The sequence below is a fragment of the Natrononativus amylolyticus genome (assembly GCF_024362525.1).
GTDB lineage: Archaea > Halobacteriota > Halobacteria > Halobacteriales > Natrialbaceae > Natrononativus > Natrononativus amylolyticus.
Window position 1 is genome coordinate 1785617 of the sequence record NZ_CP101458.1, and the last position, 17052, is coordinate 1802668.

Below are 17052 nucleotides of genomic sequence, written 5' to 3' on the forward strand. Positions count from 1 at the left end.
CCGCTCGGTACGACGACCGCGGATAAAACGCTCCCGTCCGGGACAACCTTGCCCGCTACACGTCGAAGACGACGTACGCCTCCCACTCGCCGTCTCGGTCCTCGAGACGCATCTCGGAGTAGGTCACCGCCTTGATCTCCCTGGCGGTGATCTCCTCGAGCGGGACCCCCCTGGCGCGGCCCTCGAGGCACCACTCGTCGCCCTCGGTACGGATCGTCACCGCGTTGTCGGCGGGGAGCTCGAGGCGAACGTCGCGCAGGTAGATCAGCTCGTCGAGGTAGTCGAACAGCAGCGCCTCGCGGCTCTCGGCGGCGACGGAGAGTTCGAACGGCTCGGCCGACGCGTCGGTCTCCGAAGACGAGGGGGCCGCGGGAACCTCATCACACGAGGCGGCCGCCAGTCCGTCGGCCACGGCGGCGAACGCCGACTCGAGGCTGTCCCCCGTCGCGGCGACGCCGATGTCGGCGGTGTGGTCCCGGAGCTCGAACGACATTCGACCGACGGTTCGGTCGCCGCGGCCGTATGTCCGTCGGTTTCCGGCAGTTAGAAAACTGTCAACGAGCCGCTGGTCCAGCGGCCGCCGCCGGTGGAATTATATTGCCGGTGCTGCTACGGTGTGGTAGTGAGCGTCAACATCGATAGTCGCGTCGTTCCGCCGGGCAGCGACGAGTTCGTCGACGAGGCCTGGCTGCTCAAAGAGCAGATCCACGACCGGGAGGGTGTGCTCAAACAGCGATGGGACTTCTTTGCGGACGCCTACCGGCGCTCGACGGTCCACTGTTACCTCCACGACCGCAAACTGGTCGGCTTCGCTGCCGTCCGCCGCGACGGTTACATCCTGTTTCTGGCGGTCTCTCCGGCCCACCGCGGGGAGGGTATCGGCAAACGGCTCGTCGCTCGGGTCGCGGAGGACCACCGGACGGTTACCTGTCACGCCCGAACGACCAACGAGAACGCCCTCCAGTTCTACGAGCACCTCGGCTTCGAGATCAAGCGCCGCATCGACAACTACTACGAGGATCGCGGCGACGCCTACTACCTCAAACTCGGCTCCGACACCGGCCTCACCGACCGGCTCTCGGAGTTCGTGCGGCGGTAGGTCTCCCGGAAACCGTCGCGCGACCGGCACACTCCGGCAAGATTATACCGCCCCACGGACGAGTACTCGAGGAAATGGAGGAGCGAACGAGGGCGTACCTTCGCGGCCGGTTTCGCGACCACTACCGTCGGACGGAGATCACCCCGCCACCCGCGGCGAACGAGCGCGAGTGGGGGTTCATCCCGTGGACGGAGGGTCCCGGCACGACCATGGTTCGTCACCGCTCGCTGCTCGAACTGGGCGACCTCGAGTCGTTCCTCGAGCGAAAACGGCCGCGTCACGTCTACTTCTCCGCGGGCCGGTACCGCGACCCCGGCGCGGGGTCGATGAGCGAGAAGGACTGGCGCTGCTCGGACCTGATCTTCGACCTCGACGCCGACCACCTCCCGCGGGTCACGCTGGGCGAGGACTCCTACGCCGAGATGCTCGCGACCTGCAAGGGCGCGCTCCTGCGGCTGCTCGACTTCCTCGAGGACGACTTTGCCTTCGAGGACCTCGAGGTCGTCTTCTCCGGCGGCCGGGGCTACCACGTCCACGTCCGCGACGAGTCGATTCTCGAACTGGATCGCGAACACCGCCGGGAGATCGTCGACTACGTTCGCGGCATCGGCCTCGAGTACGAGCAGCTGATCGAGGAGGAGACGGTCGCCGGCCTCGGGCGGAAGACGCCGACTCAGCGGCGCACCCTGCGGACGGAAGGGGGGTGGGGCGCCCGTACCCACCGCGAGCTGATGGCGTTTCTGGACGAGCTGCTCGAACTGGACGACGAGGAGGCCGTCGAGCGCCTCAAGGCGTTCGACGGCATCGGCGAGGGGAAGGCGACGGCGACGTTGAACGCCGCGCGAAACAACCGCGCGGAGATCGAAGCGGGCAACGTGACCGTCCACACTGCAGTCTCGCAGCTCGCAGAGCGGTTCGCCGCCCGCGCCGTCGAGTCGGACAACGCGCCGATCGACGAACCGGTGACCACCGACACGAACCGCCTCATCCGCCTGCCGGGAAGCCTCCACGGTGGCAGCGCCCTCGAGACGAAACGCATTCCTCGAGACGAGATCGACGCGTTCGACCCGTTGGTCGACGCCGTTCCCGAGACGTTCACCGGCCACGAGATCGCAGTCGACGTCACCGCCGGCGGAACGGTCGAGGTCGGCGGCACCGCTCGCGAGGTTTCATCGGGCGTCCAGCGGCTGCCCGAGCACGTCGCCATGTTCCTCATGGCCCGCGGACGGGCCGAGAAGGAAAAGGAGTGAGTCGGCAGTCGCTCCGAAATTCCAGGACGATATATTTACAACCCCGGGCGATGTTCACTCAGTTCAGGAGTTCACTCCGGCCGTCCTGACAGGGTGGCAACCGGTGGTGGGTACACAGACGATGAATCTCGACGAGTTGCGCACGGTCCAGAGCAAGGAGCGCCAGAAAGACAGCCTCCAGCACCTGCGCCCGTCGTTCTACCAGGAGGTCGGCGAGTACATCGCGAACCTCGAGGCCGAGCGCGAGCGCGTCGCCGACGCCGCCGACGACCCCTTCTCGTCGCCGGAGGTCGGTCGACTCACCGACGAGATCGAGACGGCGAAAGACGTCGTCGAGGCGATCTACGAGCGGCGGATGGGCAAACTCGTCAAGCAGGCCAGCCTCTCCGCCGCGGGGATGGCCGCGGACGACGAGGGGCTGACCGCCGAGGAGGCGGACCTCTTCGAGGACCTCGTCGACCGCATCCGAACGAACAAGGGTCGCGTGCTCGACGTCCTCGAGGGGGCCGACCCCGAGACGGCCGCGAGTTCGGAGGCCGCTCGAGCGGACCCACCCGCGGACGATGCGCCGCCGACCCCGCCGGATCAGCCGGCGGCCGATCGCGCCGACCCCGCGGCCGACGGCGTCAGCGTCGCCGACGCGATGGGCGGCGATCTCCCCGCCGCGTCCGAACCGGACCTCGAACCCGAGTCCTCGAGCACTGACGCGCCGACGCCGCCCTCCGACGCACCCGATCCGGAAGGGGGGTCGACCGGGAGCGCGACGCCTGAGCCGGCGGCCGACGACTCCGGCGCGGACGACACCCAGCCGGCCCCGGAAACCGGCGGCGGGACGGGGGCGGACGTCGACCGCGTCACCGTCCGGATCACCAGGGACGTCGGCTCGATTCTCGGCGTCGACGATCGGGAGTACACCCTCTCGAGCGACGACGTCGTCACCCTGCCCGAGCAGAACGCGACGCCGCTGGTCGACCGCGACGCGGCGACGCCCCTGGAGTAGCGACGCGAGGCCCGCGAGCGCAACCGACAGACGTACCTTCGAACGGTCGAACCCACGGGTATGCTCACTGTCGGTGAGGAGGCACCCGAGTTCGAACTGCAGAACCAACACGGCGAGACGGTTCGCCGCTCCGACTTCGAGGGCCAGCGCCTCGTCGTCTACTTCTACCCGCGGGCGAACACCGAGGGCTGTACGATCGAGGCCTGCGCGTTCGAGGACCACCGGCCGGATTTCGAGGCCGAGAACGCGGCGATCGTCGGAATCAGCGACGACCCGGTCGAGGACCTCGCGGCGTTCGCCGAGGAGTACGACCTCGAGTTCGACCTGCTCGCAGACGAGAACGGCGAGGTGTCGACGCTGTACGAGTCCTACGGCGAGAAGCAGATGTTCGGCAACACCTTCGACGGCGTCTTCCGCAACACGTACGTCGTCGGACCGGACGGCGCGGTCGAGGCAGTGTACGAGGGCGTTTCGCCGGAGGGACACGCCGAAAAGGTGCTGGAGGAACTCGCGACCGGCGGGGACGCGTAGTCGTCGGAACCGGTACGGTAACGACTGAAACGATCGGTACGTCGCCCGCAGGAACGCAGCGCGACCCCCGCGCCGGATACGGATTCCCGAGCGGGTGTTGGGTAGCCGTCAGTCTAGAGAGGCGCTCGTCCGGTAGTCGACGCCCGCGCGGGTTGCTCGGCTGAGTGGCTGGCGCTACGGTGCCGTCTGCACCTCCGCGATCGCGTCCAGCACACCGTTCAGCGCCGGACGCTTCCGTCGCCTGACGATCCGGTTGCGGGGATCGTATTCGACGTACCCGGCGTCGTCGAGTCGGGGGAGCGTCGAGTGGTGATACAGTATCTTCAGCCGCGCGTTCTTCGAGGGCGATCCGGCGGCGGCCGCGTACTCGACCAGTTCGTCGATCGTCGCCTCGCCGCCGTCGACGGTGTAGAGATACTGGAGAACCGATCGGCGGTGTTCGTCGGCTATGACGGCGAACGTATCGTTTCCGGTCATCGTCTGGCGTATCCTCTCCGGACGCAACCGTCTACCGCCGGAGTTCTCCGCCAGTTTATATGCACTCGTCGCCTCTGCCACACGACGAACGAACCGCTATGATCATCGCCGAGTACACGCTCGATCACCCCATACTTCGGCAAACGTTACGGGACGTGCCCGGCCTCGAGGTCCGCTGGGAGGACTCGTACGCCGATTCGGATGGCCGGATGCGCATGCTCGCCTGGTTCGATTGCGACGACGTCGAGGCGGCGGCCGCGGCGCTCGAGGCGGACTCGACGGTCGCTCAACCCACCGTTCTCGCGGAGGCTGGCGGACGGCGACTGTATCGGTTCGAGTTAGTCGGCGAGGGGGCGCAGTCGAGCATCATGCCGGTCCTGGTCGAAGGGGGCGGCGTCCACCAGGAGCTCGTGGGCACTCGAGACGGGTGGCGCAATCGAACGCGGTTTCCCGACCGGGAGGCGTTCGAGCGAGTGTTTCAGTTCTGTCAGACCAACGAGATCGGGTTTACGTTCGATCGAATCTACGAGCTGTCGAACTGGCCCGAAGCGAGCGCGACCGGCTTATCCGACGCGCAACTCGAGACGCTCGTCGAGGCGGTCAGGTGCGGCTATCTCGACATCCCGCGCCGGTCGTCCCTGGCCGAACTCGGCGAGCTGCTCGGGATCTCCGAGAGCGCCGCCTCGGAGCGGTTCAGGAGGGGCGTAAAAACGCTAATTCAGGAGACGGTCGACGGGTAGTCCCGGGATACGCTCTGAGTCTCCCGTTCGGCGACCTACTGGAAGGTCCGTCCGACGTCCTTGCTCGCCTCGGGTTCGGAGGTCTGGAACTGCTCTTCGATCTCCTCGTAGCGTTCGCGCGTCTCGGCGGTCACGCTCGGCTGGACCTCCTCTAAGGCGTGCTCGAAGTGGTCCATGCTGATGCGGACGTTCCCGACGGTGTCGGCCATCTCCTCGGAGGAGACGGACTCGATGAACTCCCGCGTGGCGGCCATCGAGGCCTCCCGGCAGACGGCCTCGATGTCGGCGCCGACGTACCCCTCGGTGCGCGAGGCGAGGTCGTCGAGGTCGACCGCTTCGGCCAGCGGCTTGTTGCGCGTGTGAACCTCGAAGATCTTCCGGCGGCCGTCCTCTTCGGGAACCGGAACGTGGACGTGGCGGTCGAGCCGCCCCGGGCGGAGTAGCGCCTTGTCGATCAGGTCCGGGCGGTTGGTCGTGGCGATCACGACGACGTCCTCGAGCTCCTCGAGGCCGTCTAGCTCCGTGAGCAGCTGGCTGACGACGCGCTCGCCGACGCCGGAGTCGCCGGTGCGCTGACCGCGTTCGGTCGCGATCGAGTCGATCTCGTCGAAGAAGATCACGGTCGGGGCGTTCGAGCGGGCCTTCTCGAAGACCTCGCGGACGCCCTTCTCGCTCTCTCCGACGTACTTGTTCAGCAGCTCGGGGCCCTTGATCGAGATGAAGTTCGACTGGGCCTCGTTCGCCACCGCTTTGGCGAGCAGCGTCTTCCCGGTGCCCGGCGGGCCGAACATGAGCACGCCCTTGGCGGCCTGCATATCCATCGCCTCGAACACCTCGGGGTAGTCGAGGGGCCACTGAATCGTCTCGCGCAGGCGTTCTTTGGTGTCCGAGAGGCCGCCGACGTCCTCCCAGGTGACGTCGGGCACCTCGACGAACACCTCGCGGAGCGCGGAGGGCTGGATGCCCTTTAACGCCTCCTTGAAGTCCCGCTCGGTCACGCGAAGCGACTCGAGGACGTCCGCGTCGATCTCCTCGGACTCGAGGTCGAGTTCGGGGCGGATGCGACGCAGGGCGTTCATCGCGCTCTCGCGGGCGAGGCTCTCGAGGTCGGCGCCGACGAAGCCGTGGGTGTTCTCGGCGTACTGCTCTAAGTTCACGGAGTCAGAGAGCGGCATCCCGCGGGTGTGGACCTGCAGGATCTCCTTTCGACCCTCCTTGTCGGGGACGCCGATCTCGATCTCGCGATCGAAGCGACCGCCCCGGCGAAGCGCGGGGTCGATCGCGTCGACGCGGTTCGTCGCGGCGATGACGGTGACCCGGCCGCGCTCCTCGAGGCCGTCCATCAGCGAGAGGAGCTGGGCGACGACGCGGCGCTCGACGTCGCCGCCGGCGTCCTCGCGCTTGGCCGCGATGGAGTCGAGTTCGTCGATGAAGACGATCGCCGGGGCGTTCTCCTCGGCCTCCTCGAAGACCTCGCGAAGCTGCTCCTCGCTCTCGCCGTAGTACTTCGACATGATCTCCGGCCCGGAGATCGTCTGGAAGTCGGCGTCGATCTCGTTGGCGACCGCCTTCGCCATCAGCGTCTTCCCGGTGCCCGGCGGACCGTGCAGGAGGACGCCCTTCGGCGGCTCGATGCCGAGCTGCTGGAACAGCTCCGGGTGGCGCATCGGCAGCTCGATCATCTCGCGGACCTGGTCGAGTTCGTCGTCCAGTCCGCCGATGTCCTCGTAGGTAACGTTCGGGACGCCCTCGGTCGAGCCGCCCGGGCCCGCCGAGATCTGCTCGGCCGGCGTTTCGGAGATCTGGATGCTCGTCGAGTCAGTGATGACGACCATCCCGCTCGGCTGCGTGCTGGCGATCTTCAGCGGCACGGACTGGCCCGAACTCGCCATCGGACCGAACGAGAGCGAGAACGGCACCGTCTGGCCCTCCGTGACGGCCTGACCGCTCAGCTTGTCGCGCACGAGCGGGCCGATGTCGCCCCGGATTCGGAGGTTCTGTGGCAGCGCCACGGTCACCGACGAGGCGGCGGAGACGTCCGCGGCCTCGACGGTCACGCGATCGTCGATCCCGACGTTGGCCTCCTGGCGCAGGCGGCCGTCGATCCGGATGACGGTTCGTCCCTCATCCTCGGGGTACCCCGGCCAGACGCGGGCGACGGTCTGGGCGTCGCCCTTGCCCTGGATGAGGATGTAATCCCCGTTCTCGAGGTCGAGCTCGCGCATCGACGCGCGGTCGATCGCGGCGAGTCCGCGCCCTGCGTCCTTCTGTTTGAGTGGTTTGACGGTGAGTCTCATGCGTCTGCCTCCATCTCGATAGTGAGCACGCCGTTTTTGATAAACGTGTGCGCGTCGGTCGCGTGGTCGGGGAGGTCGAACTCGTACTGGTCGTCCGCCGTGACGACGATGACCGTTCCGTCGGCGACGTCCACGGCCGCATCGCTGCCGCCGAAGTCGATCGCCAGCACGGTTTCGTCGTCGTACTGGTACTGCCGAACCATGTGCCCGTCGTCGCGGGCGAGTTGTTCGAGAGTCATTATAACTAACCCAAGGTAAGCCATATAAGTATATAACCCTTTCGTCCATAAAACGCCATACTGCGTCGTGATCACCCGTTTACGATTGTTCGCGGTTCAGGACACCTGTCCGGGGCTGGATCGACGAACCGTCTCGGAACTCGAGGCTTTATGAGCCGATCAAGCGTGTAGCGCGTATGGAGACGGTTGTGAACCTCGGGCGCGACATCGCCTACGACCACGCCGACCGCGGAGGGGACGCGGCGGGGCTCTGTTGTATCCACGGCAGCGGCGGCTCGCGAACGGTCTGGAAGTCCCAGCGGCGACTCGCGGACAGCCGCCCCGTGACCGCACTCGACCTGAGCGGCCACGGCGCGTCCGAAGATATCGAGGCCGAACCCGGCTACACGACCCTCTCGGCGTACGCCGACGACGTGCTCGCGGTCGTCGCGGAGACGGAGTCGCGGGTACTCGTCGGGAACTCCCTCGGCGGTGCGATCGTCCTTCACATCCTGCTGGAGCGGGAGTTCGAGCCGGACGCCGCCGTTCTCGCCGGGAGCGGTGCGCGCCTCGGCGTCCTGCAGGATCTCCTCGAGTGGCTCGAGACGGACTTCGAGCGCGCGATCGAGTTCCTTCACGGCGAGGACCGGTTCTTCCACGACCCGGACCCCCGCCTGCGCGAGCTCTCGATCGAGGCGATGCGCGAGTGCGACCGGGCGGTGACCAGTCGTGACTTTCACACCTGCCACGAGTTCGACGTCCGCGACCGGTTAGGCGAGATCGACGTCCCCGTCCTCGCCGTCTGCGGCGAGTACGATCAGCTCACGCCGCCGCGATTCCACGAGTACCTCGCGACCGAGATCGACGATGCCGCGCTCTACGAGATCGAGGACGCGGCCCACCTGGCGATGCTCGAGCAACCCGAGGCGTTCAACCACGCCGTCGCCGCATTTCTGGACGCACACGACCTGTAGGAGCCGACGTCTCCGGTAGAGTGCGTCGGTGGCGGGAGGCGAAAAGCGGCGCTCGTGCGCGTAGAAGAACTGGGTGGGGGTCAGCGGGTCTCAATGCTGAGTGGGGGTCAGCGGCCCTCAGTAGATGTCGTCGAGCTCCGCCTGCTCGTGGCTGTGCTCTTCGGCCGGGAACTCGCCGTCGTCGACGGCCGAGACGTAGGCTCCGACCGCGGACTCCATCTCCGCGCGGACGTCCCCGAACTGCTTCGAGAACGACGGGCTCCACTCGCTGAGCCCGACGACGTCGTGGAAGACGAGCACCTGGCCGTCGCAGTCCGGCCCCGCGCCGATCCCGATCGTCGGGATCTCGAGCGCCTCGGTCACCTGGGCGGCGACGTTCGAGGGAACGTGCTCGAGCACCAGCGAGAACGCCCCGGCGTCCTCGTGGGCGCGCGCCAGCTCGAGGATCCGTTTGGCCGACTCCTCGTCGGTCCCCTGGCGAGGGAACCCGCCGTACTGGTTGACGTGCTGTGGGGTGAGCCCGAGGTGGGCCATCACCGGAATGCCCAGCTGGACCATCCGCTCGGTGAGCGAGACGGTGTGGGGACCGCACTCGAGTTTGACGGCCTGGGCGCCCTCCTCTTTGAGCATCCGGCCGGCGTTCTCGAGGCTCTCCCGTTCGTCGACGCCGAACGAGAGAAACGGCATATCGGCGACGACGAGGGCCTCCTCGGTCGCACGGGAGACGGCGCCGACGTGTCTGGCCACGTCGTCGACCGTGAGGGGGACGGTCGTCTCGTAGCCGAGGGTGGTGTTGGCGACGCTGTCGCCGACGAGGATGATATCCGTCCCCGCGGCGTCGACGATCGCCGCCGTCGGCGCGTCGTAGGCCGTCAGCATGGTGATCGGTTCCTCCCCCGCCTTCGCTCGCACGTCCCGTACGGTGGGCATACCGGTACGGTACGCTCGAGGACAGTAAACGCCACCGTTTAGCGACGATGTCGGGGGATCGACTCACGCAAACGGCGGGCTTAATACGGTGCCGCAGCGAACGACGTGCGTGCCAGAACCCGTTGAGACGGCAACGCCCGAGGGGGTCGACTACGGCTGGGTGATGCAGGTGACGTTCGTGACGACGATCCTCCTCGGCGCCCCGTTCGTCGCGCTCCTCTCGACGACCGTCGAGCTGTCGACGTGGTCGGCCCGCGCGGAGTTCGCGATCCGCGTCGGTGCCGTCGTCTGGATCGTCGTCGCGCTGGCCGTCTTCGCCTACGCGAAACGGACCCAGGAGTAACGCGGCACAGCAAACCGTCTCAGTACCCCGAGGGGCCGTCGCCGACGTAGGAGAACGCCGTTCCGGCCCGTTCTGCCGTCCGCTCGTCTCGAGCCGAGTCGCCGATGAACAGCGTCCGATCGGGGGTCGCCGACAGCTCCCTGACCGTCGCCAGCAGCGGCTCCGGGTCCGGTTTCCGCGTTCCGACGGAATCGCGCCCGACGATCGCGTCGACGGCCTCGAGCAGTCCGTGTTTCTCGAGGGCGATCCGGCAGGCGTCCTCGCAGTTCAGCGAGCAGACGCCGATCGGAACCGGCCGCTCTCTGAGTTCGTCGGCGTGTGCGAGCCGCCTCGAGGTCCGGGCGCCCTCCCGCTCGTGGGCGGCGATCGCCGACTCGACTTCCGGGCCGAGACCGTTCTCGCTCGAGGCGGCGAGTAGCTCCCAGAGGTCCTCGCTCGGGGGGCTGGCGCCGGCGCCGGCGTACAGCTCCAGTACGTCGAGCGCGACGGAGGTCCAGTCGACGTCCAGGTCGACGAGCGTTCCATCCAGATCGTAGACGACGGCATCGTACTCGGTCACGACCGAAGGGACGGCCGACCGATGAATCAATACTTCGGTGATCGCGCCGGGGCGTCTCGGCGGATCGGTTCATCGAGGCGGACGGTCCGCGGATTTTATCTACACCGAGGTCTAGCCCCCCGATAATGGACGAGCGACCGGAGCCAACGGGGTCACACGAGGATCCGGGCGACGGGAGCGAGGCGCTGTCACAGTTTCACGCAGTCGCCGGAGCGGTCTCCGACGCGGTCGGCCAACTCGACGCCGACGGCCGTTTCGTCGCCGTCAGTGACGACCTCCTCGAGCGGACCGGCTACGCCCGCGAGGAGCTTCTGGGGGCGCACGTCTCCGCGCTGTTCGACGACGAGACGGCAGCGTTGCTCGAGAGCGACGACGGAGCGAGCGCCGAAGCGGGCAGCGTGACGGCGGTAGAGGGAACCTTGCGAACCGCCTCGGGACGCCCCGTCGGGTGCGAACTGCGCCGGGCGCCGATCACGGTCGACGGGACGGGGGGCAGTTCGGTTCTCGCTGTCAGCGCGTCGCCGGATCGACCCGGAGAGCCTCCCGTCCCCCAGGACACCTACGAGGCGATCGCCGGCGTCCTCGACGAGGCCGATGTCGGCGTCTTCGTCCTCGATTCGGAGTTCGAGGTCGCCTGGATCAACGAGACCACGGAGGAGTACTTCGACCTCGAGCGCACGGACGTGCTGGGGCGCAACAAGCGCCGCCTCATCGACGAGGCGATACGGGACGTCGTCGTCGAACCCGCCTCGTTCGCGGATACCGTCCTCTCGACGTACGAAGACAACAGCCACGTCACGCGGTTCGAGTGTCGGTTGCGGCCCGAGGGCGGAACCGAGCGGTGGGTCGAACACCGGAGCAGGCCGATCACCACCGGCCGGTACGCCGGCGGCCGGATCGAACTCTACTACGACATCACGGAGCGAAAGCGCTCCGAGCGACATCTGAACGAGCGCGAACAGCAGCTGGCGTCGATCATCGACGCGGTCAGCGAGTACGCGATCTTCATGCTCGAGCCCGACGGGACCGTCGCGACGTGGAACGAGGGCGCCAGACGGATCAAGGGCTACGACGCCGAGGAGATCATCGGCGAACACTTCTCGACGTTCTACACCGACGGGGACACCGAAGACGGAACGCCGACCCGGAACCTGGCGACGGCCGCGCGGTCGGGCTCCATCGAGGACGAGGGCTGGCGCGTCCGCAAGGACGGCACCCGGTTCTGGGCGGACGTCGTGATCACCGCGATCCACGGCGAAGACGGCTCACTCGAGGGGTTCGCGAAGGTCACCCGCGACCTGACCGGACGCCGGGAGTACGAAGAACAGCTCAAACGCGAACGCGACCAGACACAGCAGCTGCTCGAGACGTCACCGATCGCGATCTCGGTCCGGGACGGGGACGGCACGCTGCTCACGACCAACGAACGCGCCCAGGAGCTGCTCGGACTGAGCGAGCGCGAGATCGCCGAACAGCCGGACGACATCGACGAGTGGACGGTGTTCGACGCGGACGGGGAGCCGATCACTCCCGACCAACGGCCCTGGGCCCGTGTCCGCGAAACGGGCGAGCGGGTCGTCGACGAGGAGTTCGGGCTCGAACGACCCAGCGGCGAGCGGACGTGGCTCTCGGTGAACGCCGCGCCGCTGTTCGGCCCCGACGGCGAACTCGACCGCATCATCACCGCCGCCGAGGACATCACCGTACTCAAAGAACACGAGCGCGAACTCGAGACCGAACTGAGCGAGATCCTCGGGCGCGTCTCCGACGCGTTCTACGCGCTCGACCGCGAGTTCCGCTTTACCCACGTCAACGACCGCGCCGAGAAACTGCTGCAGCACACCGAAGAAGAGCTGCTCGGGGAGTGTCTCTGGGACGTCTTCCCGGAGGCCGCCGACCAGGAGGCGGTCTGGGACAGCTTCCACACGGCACTCGAGACGCAAGAACAGACGAGCTACGAACTCTACTTCTCGCCGCTCGGCTTCTGGGTCGAAGCGAACATCTACCCCTCCGAGACCGGCGTCTCGGTGTACTTCCGCGACGTCTCCGATCGAATCGAGCGCGAACGGGAGCTCGAAGCGTCCGAGCGGCGCTACAGGACCCTCGCAGAGCAGTTCCCGAACGGGATCGTGGCGCTTTACGACGACGACCTCACGTTCACGCTCGCGGCGGGTCGGGCGTTCGAGAAACTCGAGTACGACGCCTGCGACCTCGAGGGCGAACGGCTGGAGACCGCGTTCGACGATGTCGCCGACGTCCTCGAGCCCGTCTACCGGGACGCCCTCGCGGGCGAACCGCAGTCGATCGAGATCGAACACGCGGATCGACAGTGGCTCATTCACACCACGCCGGTCACCGACGAGCACGGCGAACCGTTCGCCGGAATGGTGATGTCTCAGGACATCACCGAGCGAAAGGAGCGCGAGCAAAAACTCGAGAACTTCGCGAGCGTCGTCTCCCACGGCCTGCGTAATCCGCTGGGAATCGCCCAGGTCTACCTGAACATGGCCCGAGAGGACGGCGATCCCGAGAGCTTCGAGCAGGTCGAGCAGGCCCTCGACCGGATGGAAACGATCATCGACAACCTGCTGACGACCGCCCTCGAGGGACGAACCGTCTCGGAACCGGCGCCGATCTCGCTGGCGGCGACCGTCGAGGCCGCCTGGCAGAACGTCGAAACGGCCGACGCCACCCTCGAGGTGACGGCCACGGATACGATTCTCGCCGACGGTGATCAGCTACAGTCGGCCCTCGAGAACGTGTTGCGAAACGCGATCTCCTACGGCGGCGACGACGTCGAGGTCCGCGTCGGCCCCCTCGAAGGCGGCTTCTACGTCGAGGACTCCGGACCGGGTATCCCCCCGGAAGACCGCACCGACGTCTTCGAGTACGGCTACTCCTCACAGAGCGGCACCGGGATCGGCCTCGCGGTCGTCCGCGACATCGTCGAGGCCCACGGCTGGACGGTTTCGGTGACTGAGGGAAGCGACGGCGGCGCAAGGTTCGAGATCCGCGGCGTCGAGCGTCACGACGCGTCCGACGGGGACGGCGAGCGATCCGACTGAACGCGGACCGCGCTCGTCTCACCCGAGCAAGTGCCGGGCGATCACCTTCTTCTGGATCTCGGTCGTCCCCTCGTAGATCTCGGTGATCTTCGCGTCCCGGTAGAGCCGTTCGACCTCCCCTTCGGTGACGTAGCCGTAGCCCCCGTGGATCTGGACCGCCTCGTTGGTGACGTGCATCGCCGCCTCGCTCGCGAGGTACTTCGCCATGCTCGCCTCGAGGGCGCCGTCGCCGTCGGCTCGTCTGCGGGCGGCGTAGCGGGTGAGCTGGCGGGCGGCCTCGGTTCGCGTCGCCATCTCGGCGAGCTTGTGCCGGATCGTCTGGATCTCCGCGATCGGTTCGCCGAACTGCTCGCGCTCCTGGCTGTACGCGAGCGCCTCCTCGAGGGCGCACTGGGCGAGGCCGACCGACTGTGAGGCGATGCCGATCCGGCCGCCGGTGAGGATGTGAAACGCCGCCGAGAGTCCCCGCCCCTCCTCGGTGAGGCGGTTCTCCGCGGGAATGCGGACGTCGTCGAACGTCAGCGCGGTCGTGTCGCTCGCCCGGAGCCCGAGCTTGTCCTCCTTCTCGCCGACGGTGAGTCCGTCGGCGTCGGCCGGGACGACGAACTGGGTGATCGTCGACGGGTCAGTTCGGTCGGTCTTCGCGAAGAGGATGATCACGCCGGCGCGCTGGCCGTTGGTGATCCACTGCTTCTCGCCGTTGATCACGTACTCGTCTCCCTCCCGGACCGCCTCGGTCGTCATCTCCGCGGGGTTCGAGCCGGCGTGGGGTTCCGAGAGCCCGAACGCGCCGACCGGCCGCCCCGCGGCCATCTCGGGGAGCCAGCGCGCTTTCTGCTCGTCGCCGCCGAACTCGGCGATACAGGAGGTCGCGAGACAGTGGACCGACAGCGCGGTCGCCACCGCGAGCATCCCGTAGGCGACCTCCTCGTTGACGAGGCTGTACGTGACCGGGTCCGCGTCGTAGCCGCCGTACTCCTCGGGTACCGTCAGACTCGTGAGGTCCAGCTCCGCGAGGCCGTCCCAGACGTCCTCGGGAAACGCCTCGTCGCGGTCGGCCTCTATCGCCGTCGGTCGAATCTCCTCGGTTGCGAACCGGCGTACGACGTCTCGGATCGCCGCCTGCTCGTCGGTGAGCTCCATACCAGTGGCTGTGAGCGGTAGTGGCAAAAATCTCCCCACTCGTCCCGCGGTCGGCCGAGTCAGCGGCGGCCGGCGACTGCGCTCAGTCGCTCGCGGGTTCGCCCGGCGCGTCGTCCATCTGTTCGCCCGCGAGCACCTTGTTCGCCCGCCGCAGCCGCTCCGACAGCGCCTGGTGGGAGATGTCGAGCTCGTCGGAGAGCTCCTCGAGCGAGATCTCGCGGGGGACGTCGTAGTAACCCTGGCGGTACGCCTCGGTGATCGCCTCCTCCTGGGCGTCGGTGAGCGCGGCGGTCGCCTCGAGGTCGGCGTTCCGCCCGGCCTCGACCATCCGGCGGATGTCGACGGCGACGTCCATCTCCTCGATGTTCGACACCGCAGTCGACAGCAGATCCCGGCGGGGAAAGAGCAGCCGAAGCGTCCAGCGCCCGCTCGAGACCTGCGCGTCGAGGATCGTTCCCTCGTGTTCGAAGACGCAGTTACAGACCCCGGAGACGGCGTCGCTGTACTCGATCCGGTAGAGCCACTCCTCGGCCTCCGGGTCCTCGAGCAGGCGGACGAAGTCGTCGACGGTCGGGTCGTCGTCGAGCGCCGATTCGATCGAGTTCTGGTCGACGTTCGAGAGCCAGACCAGCGGCATCGCCTGGAGCGGCCCCTCGCCGACGACGCTCTTGACGCGCAACTCGAGGTCGGGGTGACGTTCGAACGTCGCCCCAAGCGCGAAGTCCTCGGTCGGCAACGCGACCTCGGCGACGGTCGTCATCGCAGGTCACCTCCGCTGTGGGCGCGTCGGCCCGGTTGGCGAGCGGTTCGACCGGTACGGACGTCGGCTCGTGAAGTCGTATCCATCATAGGTGCCAGTCGATCCCGCCGTGTGGTGAGGTCGCCGAGGGAAGCCCGCGAGTGAACGCGAAAATTGGCGTCCCGACGGAGCGATTTTCGCTCGGATCGGACTGATCTACGGCTACACCGTTCCACCGGTTGGGTTGCTGGCTTGTTTGTTCCGGCAGTTTAAATGGGACACCGGCGACTGACGGGGGTGATCCGGAGATCGACACGCTCGAGAGACGTTCCGCGGGACTTCCGGCGCCGTGACTACCCGTCCCGGTTCAGTCGCGCGAACCGGTTCAGCGCGTACACCGTTCGAAGGACGTCGACGCTCTTGCCGCGGTCGAAGACGAGTTCGTCCGACCGGATGACGTGATCGAGCGTCTCACGGGAGGCGTGTTCGGGGGCGGCCGCGATCCCGGCGTCGTTCTCGGCGACCCAGCGCATCACCCGGAGGTCGCTCTTGGAGTCGCCCATCACCAGCGAGAACGGCTCCGCCACGTCGAGCACCGAGAGCGCGCGCTCGACGCCGACGACCTTGTTCAGTTCGAGGCTGCCGATCTCGGCCGCGTCGGCCTCGTAGTAGGCGACGTCGATTCGGGAGAGCACCTCGGTGAGCGCGGCGGGTGCCTCACCGTCGACGTCGGGATAGGCGCCCTCCTGCTCGAGGACCCCCCGGATCTCGGGGTCCTGATCGGCGTAGAACGCGCGGGTCAGGGCGGCGACCGAACGGCCGTCCTCGAGGTCCACCGTCCCCGCGACCGCGTCGGCCAGCAGGTCGAGCAGGTAGACGAGCGACTCGTCGATCACCTCGCGGGCGCGGGCGGAGCCGGTTTCGTAGTTGGGTTTCATCGTGACGTTGAACTCGTTCCCCTGGAGGTGACACCCCCGCCGGAGATCCTCGGGCGCCTCGGGGAGTACGCGCGAGCGGACGTCGTCGAAGACGTCGCGGATCTCGTCGTCCAGCTCCTCGTACAGCAGCTGTTTGGTGTCGGCGCCGTGGCCCGGCGTGAACACGCCGGTTCCGGCCTCGTAGACGATCGACAGCTCCCCCGAGTGGACGATTTCGCTGCCCAGTCCCTGAATGGCGAACCCCTTGACGTTCTCTAGGGTCTGTCCCGTACAGATGACGATCGGCACCCCCTGCTCGTGGAACTCCGTGAGCATGTGGAGGGTGTCCCGCGGGATCTCGTTGTCCGTCCCGCCCGCCGAACGCAGCGTCTCGTCGACGTCGAGGACGAGCACGTTCACGGCCCGCTCGTACTTCGCGTCGAGGTCCAGCGCCGTAAACGCCTGCTCGCGGGTCGCGCGGGCTGCGACCTCGGCGAACGTTTCGCCGGCGGCGAACGCCGCGCGGATCTCGTCCTTCCGGGCCTCGAGTTCCTCGCTCGCCCCCTGCCAGTGTTCCAAGGCCACCCGCGAGTCGACGGCCGGAAAGACGTCGACGAACTCCTGGTACTCCCGCAGCGCACCGGTGTCGAACTCGTCGTAGAGCTGGTAGACGAGGTCGTATCGTTCCATGTCACACCCAGGCATGGGGAGGCGGATAACCGTTTCCGATGCCGACGGGCGCCGGTCGCCCGGGGGCGAGCCGAGAGAGT

17 protein-coding genes are annotated in these 17052 nt (G+C 67.5%); 8 read left to right on the forward strand and 9 right to left on the reverse strand.

Annotation, left to right across the window (positions count from 1 at the left end):
- Positions 1-55: 55 nt before the first annotated feature.
- Positions 56-493, reverse strand: a complete 438-nt coding sequence (locus NMQ11_RS09400) for an archease (protein WP_255167483.1) — start codon at positions 491-493, stop codon at positions 56-58.
- A 129-nt stretch (positions 494-622) separates the two neighbouring features.
- On the opposite strand from NMQ11_RS09400, the gene NMQ11_RS09405 reads away from it, so the two are divergent.
- The 4 genes from NMQ11_RS09405 to bcp all read left to right on the forward strand — a co-directional run bounded on the left by NMQ11_RS09405 (position 623) and on the right by bcp (position 3880).
- Positions 623-1099 carry a GNAT family N-acetyltransferase gene (locus tag NMQ11_RS09405; RefSeq protein ID WP_255167485.1) on the forward strand — a complete coding sequence of 159 codons (477 nt, stop codon included), beginning with the start codon at positions 623-625 and terminating at the stop codon, positions 1097-1099.
- A gap of 74 nt (positions 1100-1173) precedes the next feature.
- Positions 1174-2349: a DNA primase small subunit PriS gene (priS, locus tag NMQ11_RS09410; protein WP_255167487.1), complete on the forward strand. Its 1176-nt coding sequence runs from the start codon at positions 1174-1176 to the stop codon at positions 2347-2349.
- Between the two features lie 121 nt (positions 2350-2470).
- Positions 2471-3349, forward strand: coding sequence for a DNA replication complex subunit Gins51 (locus NMQ11_RS09415; RefSeq protein WP_255167489.1), 879 nt, complete (start codon positions 2471-2473; stop codon positions 3347-3349).
- A 60-nt stretch (positions 3350-3409) separates the two neighbouring features.
- Positions 3410-3880, forward strand: a complete 471-nt coding sequence (gene bcp / locus NMQ11_RS09420; protein WP_255167491.1) for a thioredoxin-dependent thiol peroxidase — start codon at positions 3410-3412, stop codon at positions 3878-3880.
- 174 nt (positions 3881-4054) lie between these two features.
- On the opposite strand, the gene NMQ11_RS09425 is transcribed toward bcp, so the two are convergent.
- Positions 4055-4357, reverse strand: coding sequence for a DUF7344 domain-containing protein (locus NMQ11_RS09425; protein ID WP_255167494.1), 303 nt, complete (start codon positions 4355-4357; stop codon positions 4055-4057).
- 59 nt (positions 4358-4416) lie between these two features.
- Here NMQ11_RS09425 and NMQ11_RS09430 point away from each other — a divergent pair, with 59 nt between their 5' ends.
- Positions 4417-5097, forward strand: a complete 681-nt coding sequence (locus tag NMQ11_RS09430; protein WP_255167496.1) for a helix-turn-helix domain-containing protein — start codon at positions 4417-4419, stop codon at positions 5095-5097.
- A gap of 35 nt (positions 5098-5132) precedes the next feature.
- Here NMQ11_RS09430 and NMQ11_RS09435 read toward each other — a convergent pair whose 3' ends face one another.
- Both NMQ11_RS09435 and NMQ11_RS09440 read right to left on the reverse strand, forming a co-directional pair.
- Entirely contained in the window at positions 5133-7394 is a 2262-nt protein-coding gene (locus NMQ11_RS09435) for a CDC48 family AAA ATPase (protein ID WP_255167497.1), read from the reverse strand.
- Complete coding sequence (locus NMQ11_RS09440) at positions 7391-7633, reverse strand: DUF7127 family protein (RefSeq protein ID WP_255167498.1); 243 nt, start codon at positions 7631-7633, stop codon at positions 7391-7393. Before NMQ11_RS09440 ends, NMQ11_RS09435 begins: the two co-directional genes overlap by 4 nt.
- A 176-nt stretch (positions 7634-7809) precedes the next feature.
- On the opposite strand from NMQ11_RS09440, the gene NMQ11_RS09445 reads away from it, so the two are divergent.
- Positions 7810-8586 carry an alpha/beta fold hydrolase gene (locus NMQ11_RS09445; RefSeq protein ID WP_255167500.1) on the forward strand — a complete coding sequence of 259 codons (777 nt, stop codon included), beginning with the start codon at positions 7810-7812 and terminating at the stop codon, positions 8584-8586.
- 117 nt (positions 8587-8703) lie between these two features.
- Here NMQ11_RS09445 and panB read toward each other — a convergent pair whose 3' ends face one another.
- On the reverse strand, positions 8704-9516 hold the full coding sequence (gene panB, locus NMQ11_RS09450) for a 3-methyl-2-oxobutanoate hydroxymethyltransferase (RefSeq protein ID WP_255167501.1): 813 nt from the start codon (positions 9514-9516) through the stop codon (positions 8704-8706).
- Positions 9517-9625: 109 nt separating this feature from the next.
- Between panB and NMQ11_RS09455 the strand changes: the two genes are divergently transcribed.
- Complete coding sequence (locus NMQ11_RS09455; RefSeq protein ID WP_255167503.1) at positions 9626-9859, forward strand: DUF5822 domain-containing protein; 234 nt, start codon at positions 9626-9628, stop codon at positions 9857-9859.
- Positions 9860-9878: 19 nt separating this feature from the next.
- On the opposite strand, the gene NMQ11_RS09460 is transcribed toward NMQ11_RS09455, so the two are convergent.
- Positions 9879-10418 carry an HAD family hydrolase gene (locus NMQ11_RS09460; RefSeq protein WP_255167505.1) on the reverse strand — a complete coding sequence of 180 codons (540 nt, stop codon included), beginning with the start codon at positions 10416-10418 and terminating at the stop codon, positions 9879-9881.
- Positions 10419-10543: 125 nt separating this feature from the next.
- Here NMQ11_RS09460 and NMQ11_RS09465 point away from each other — a divergent pair, with 125 nt between their 5' ends.
- Positions 10544-13483, forward strand: coding sequence for a PAS domain-containing sensor histidine kinase (locus NMQ11_RS09465; protein WP_255167507.1), 2940 nt, complete (start codon positions 10544-10546; stop codon positions 13481-13483).
- Positions 13484-13501: 18 nt separating this feature from the next.
- Here the strand turns inward: NMQ11_RS09465 and NMQ11_RS09470 are convergent, their stop codons facing one another.
- The 3 genes from NMQ11_RS09470 to NMQ11_RS09480 form a co-directional block, all read right to left on the reverse strand.
- On the reverse strand, positions 13502-14626 hold the full coding sequence (locus NMQ11_RS09470) for an acyl-CoA dehydrogenase family protein (RefSeq protein WP_255167509.1): 1125 nt from the start codon (positions 14624-14626) through the stop codon (positions 13502-13504).
- A gap of 82 nt (positions 14627-14708) precedes the next feature.
- Positions 14709-15386: a helix-turn-helix domain-containing protein gene (locus NMQ11_RS09475; protein WP_255167516.1), complete on the reverse strand. Its 678-nt coding sequence runs from the start codon at positions 15384-15386 to the stop codon at positions 14709-14711.
- A gap of 332 nt (positions 15387-15718) precedes the next feature.
- A complete protein-coding gene (locus tag NMQ11_RS09480; RefSeq protein WP_255167518.1) occupies positions 15719-16972 on the reverse strand; it encodes an HAD family hydrolase in 1254 nt (417 codons plus the stop codon).
- Between the last annotated feature and the right edge of the window lie 80 nt (positions 16973-17052).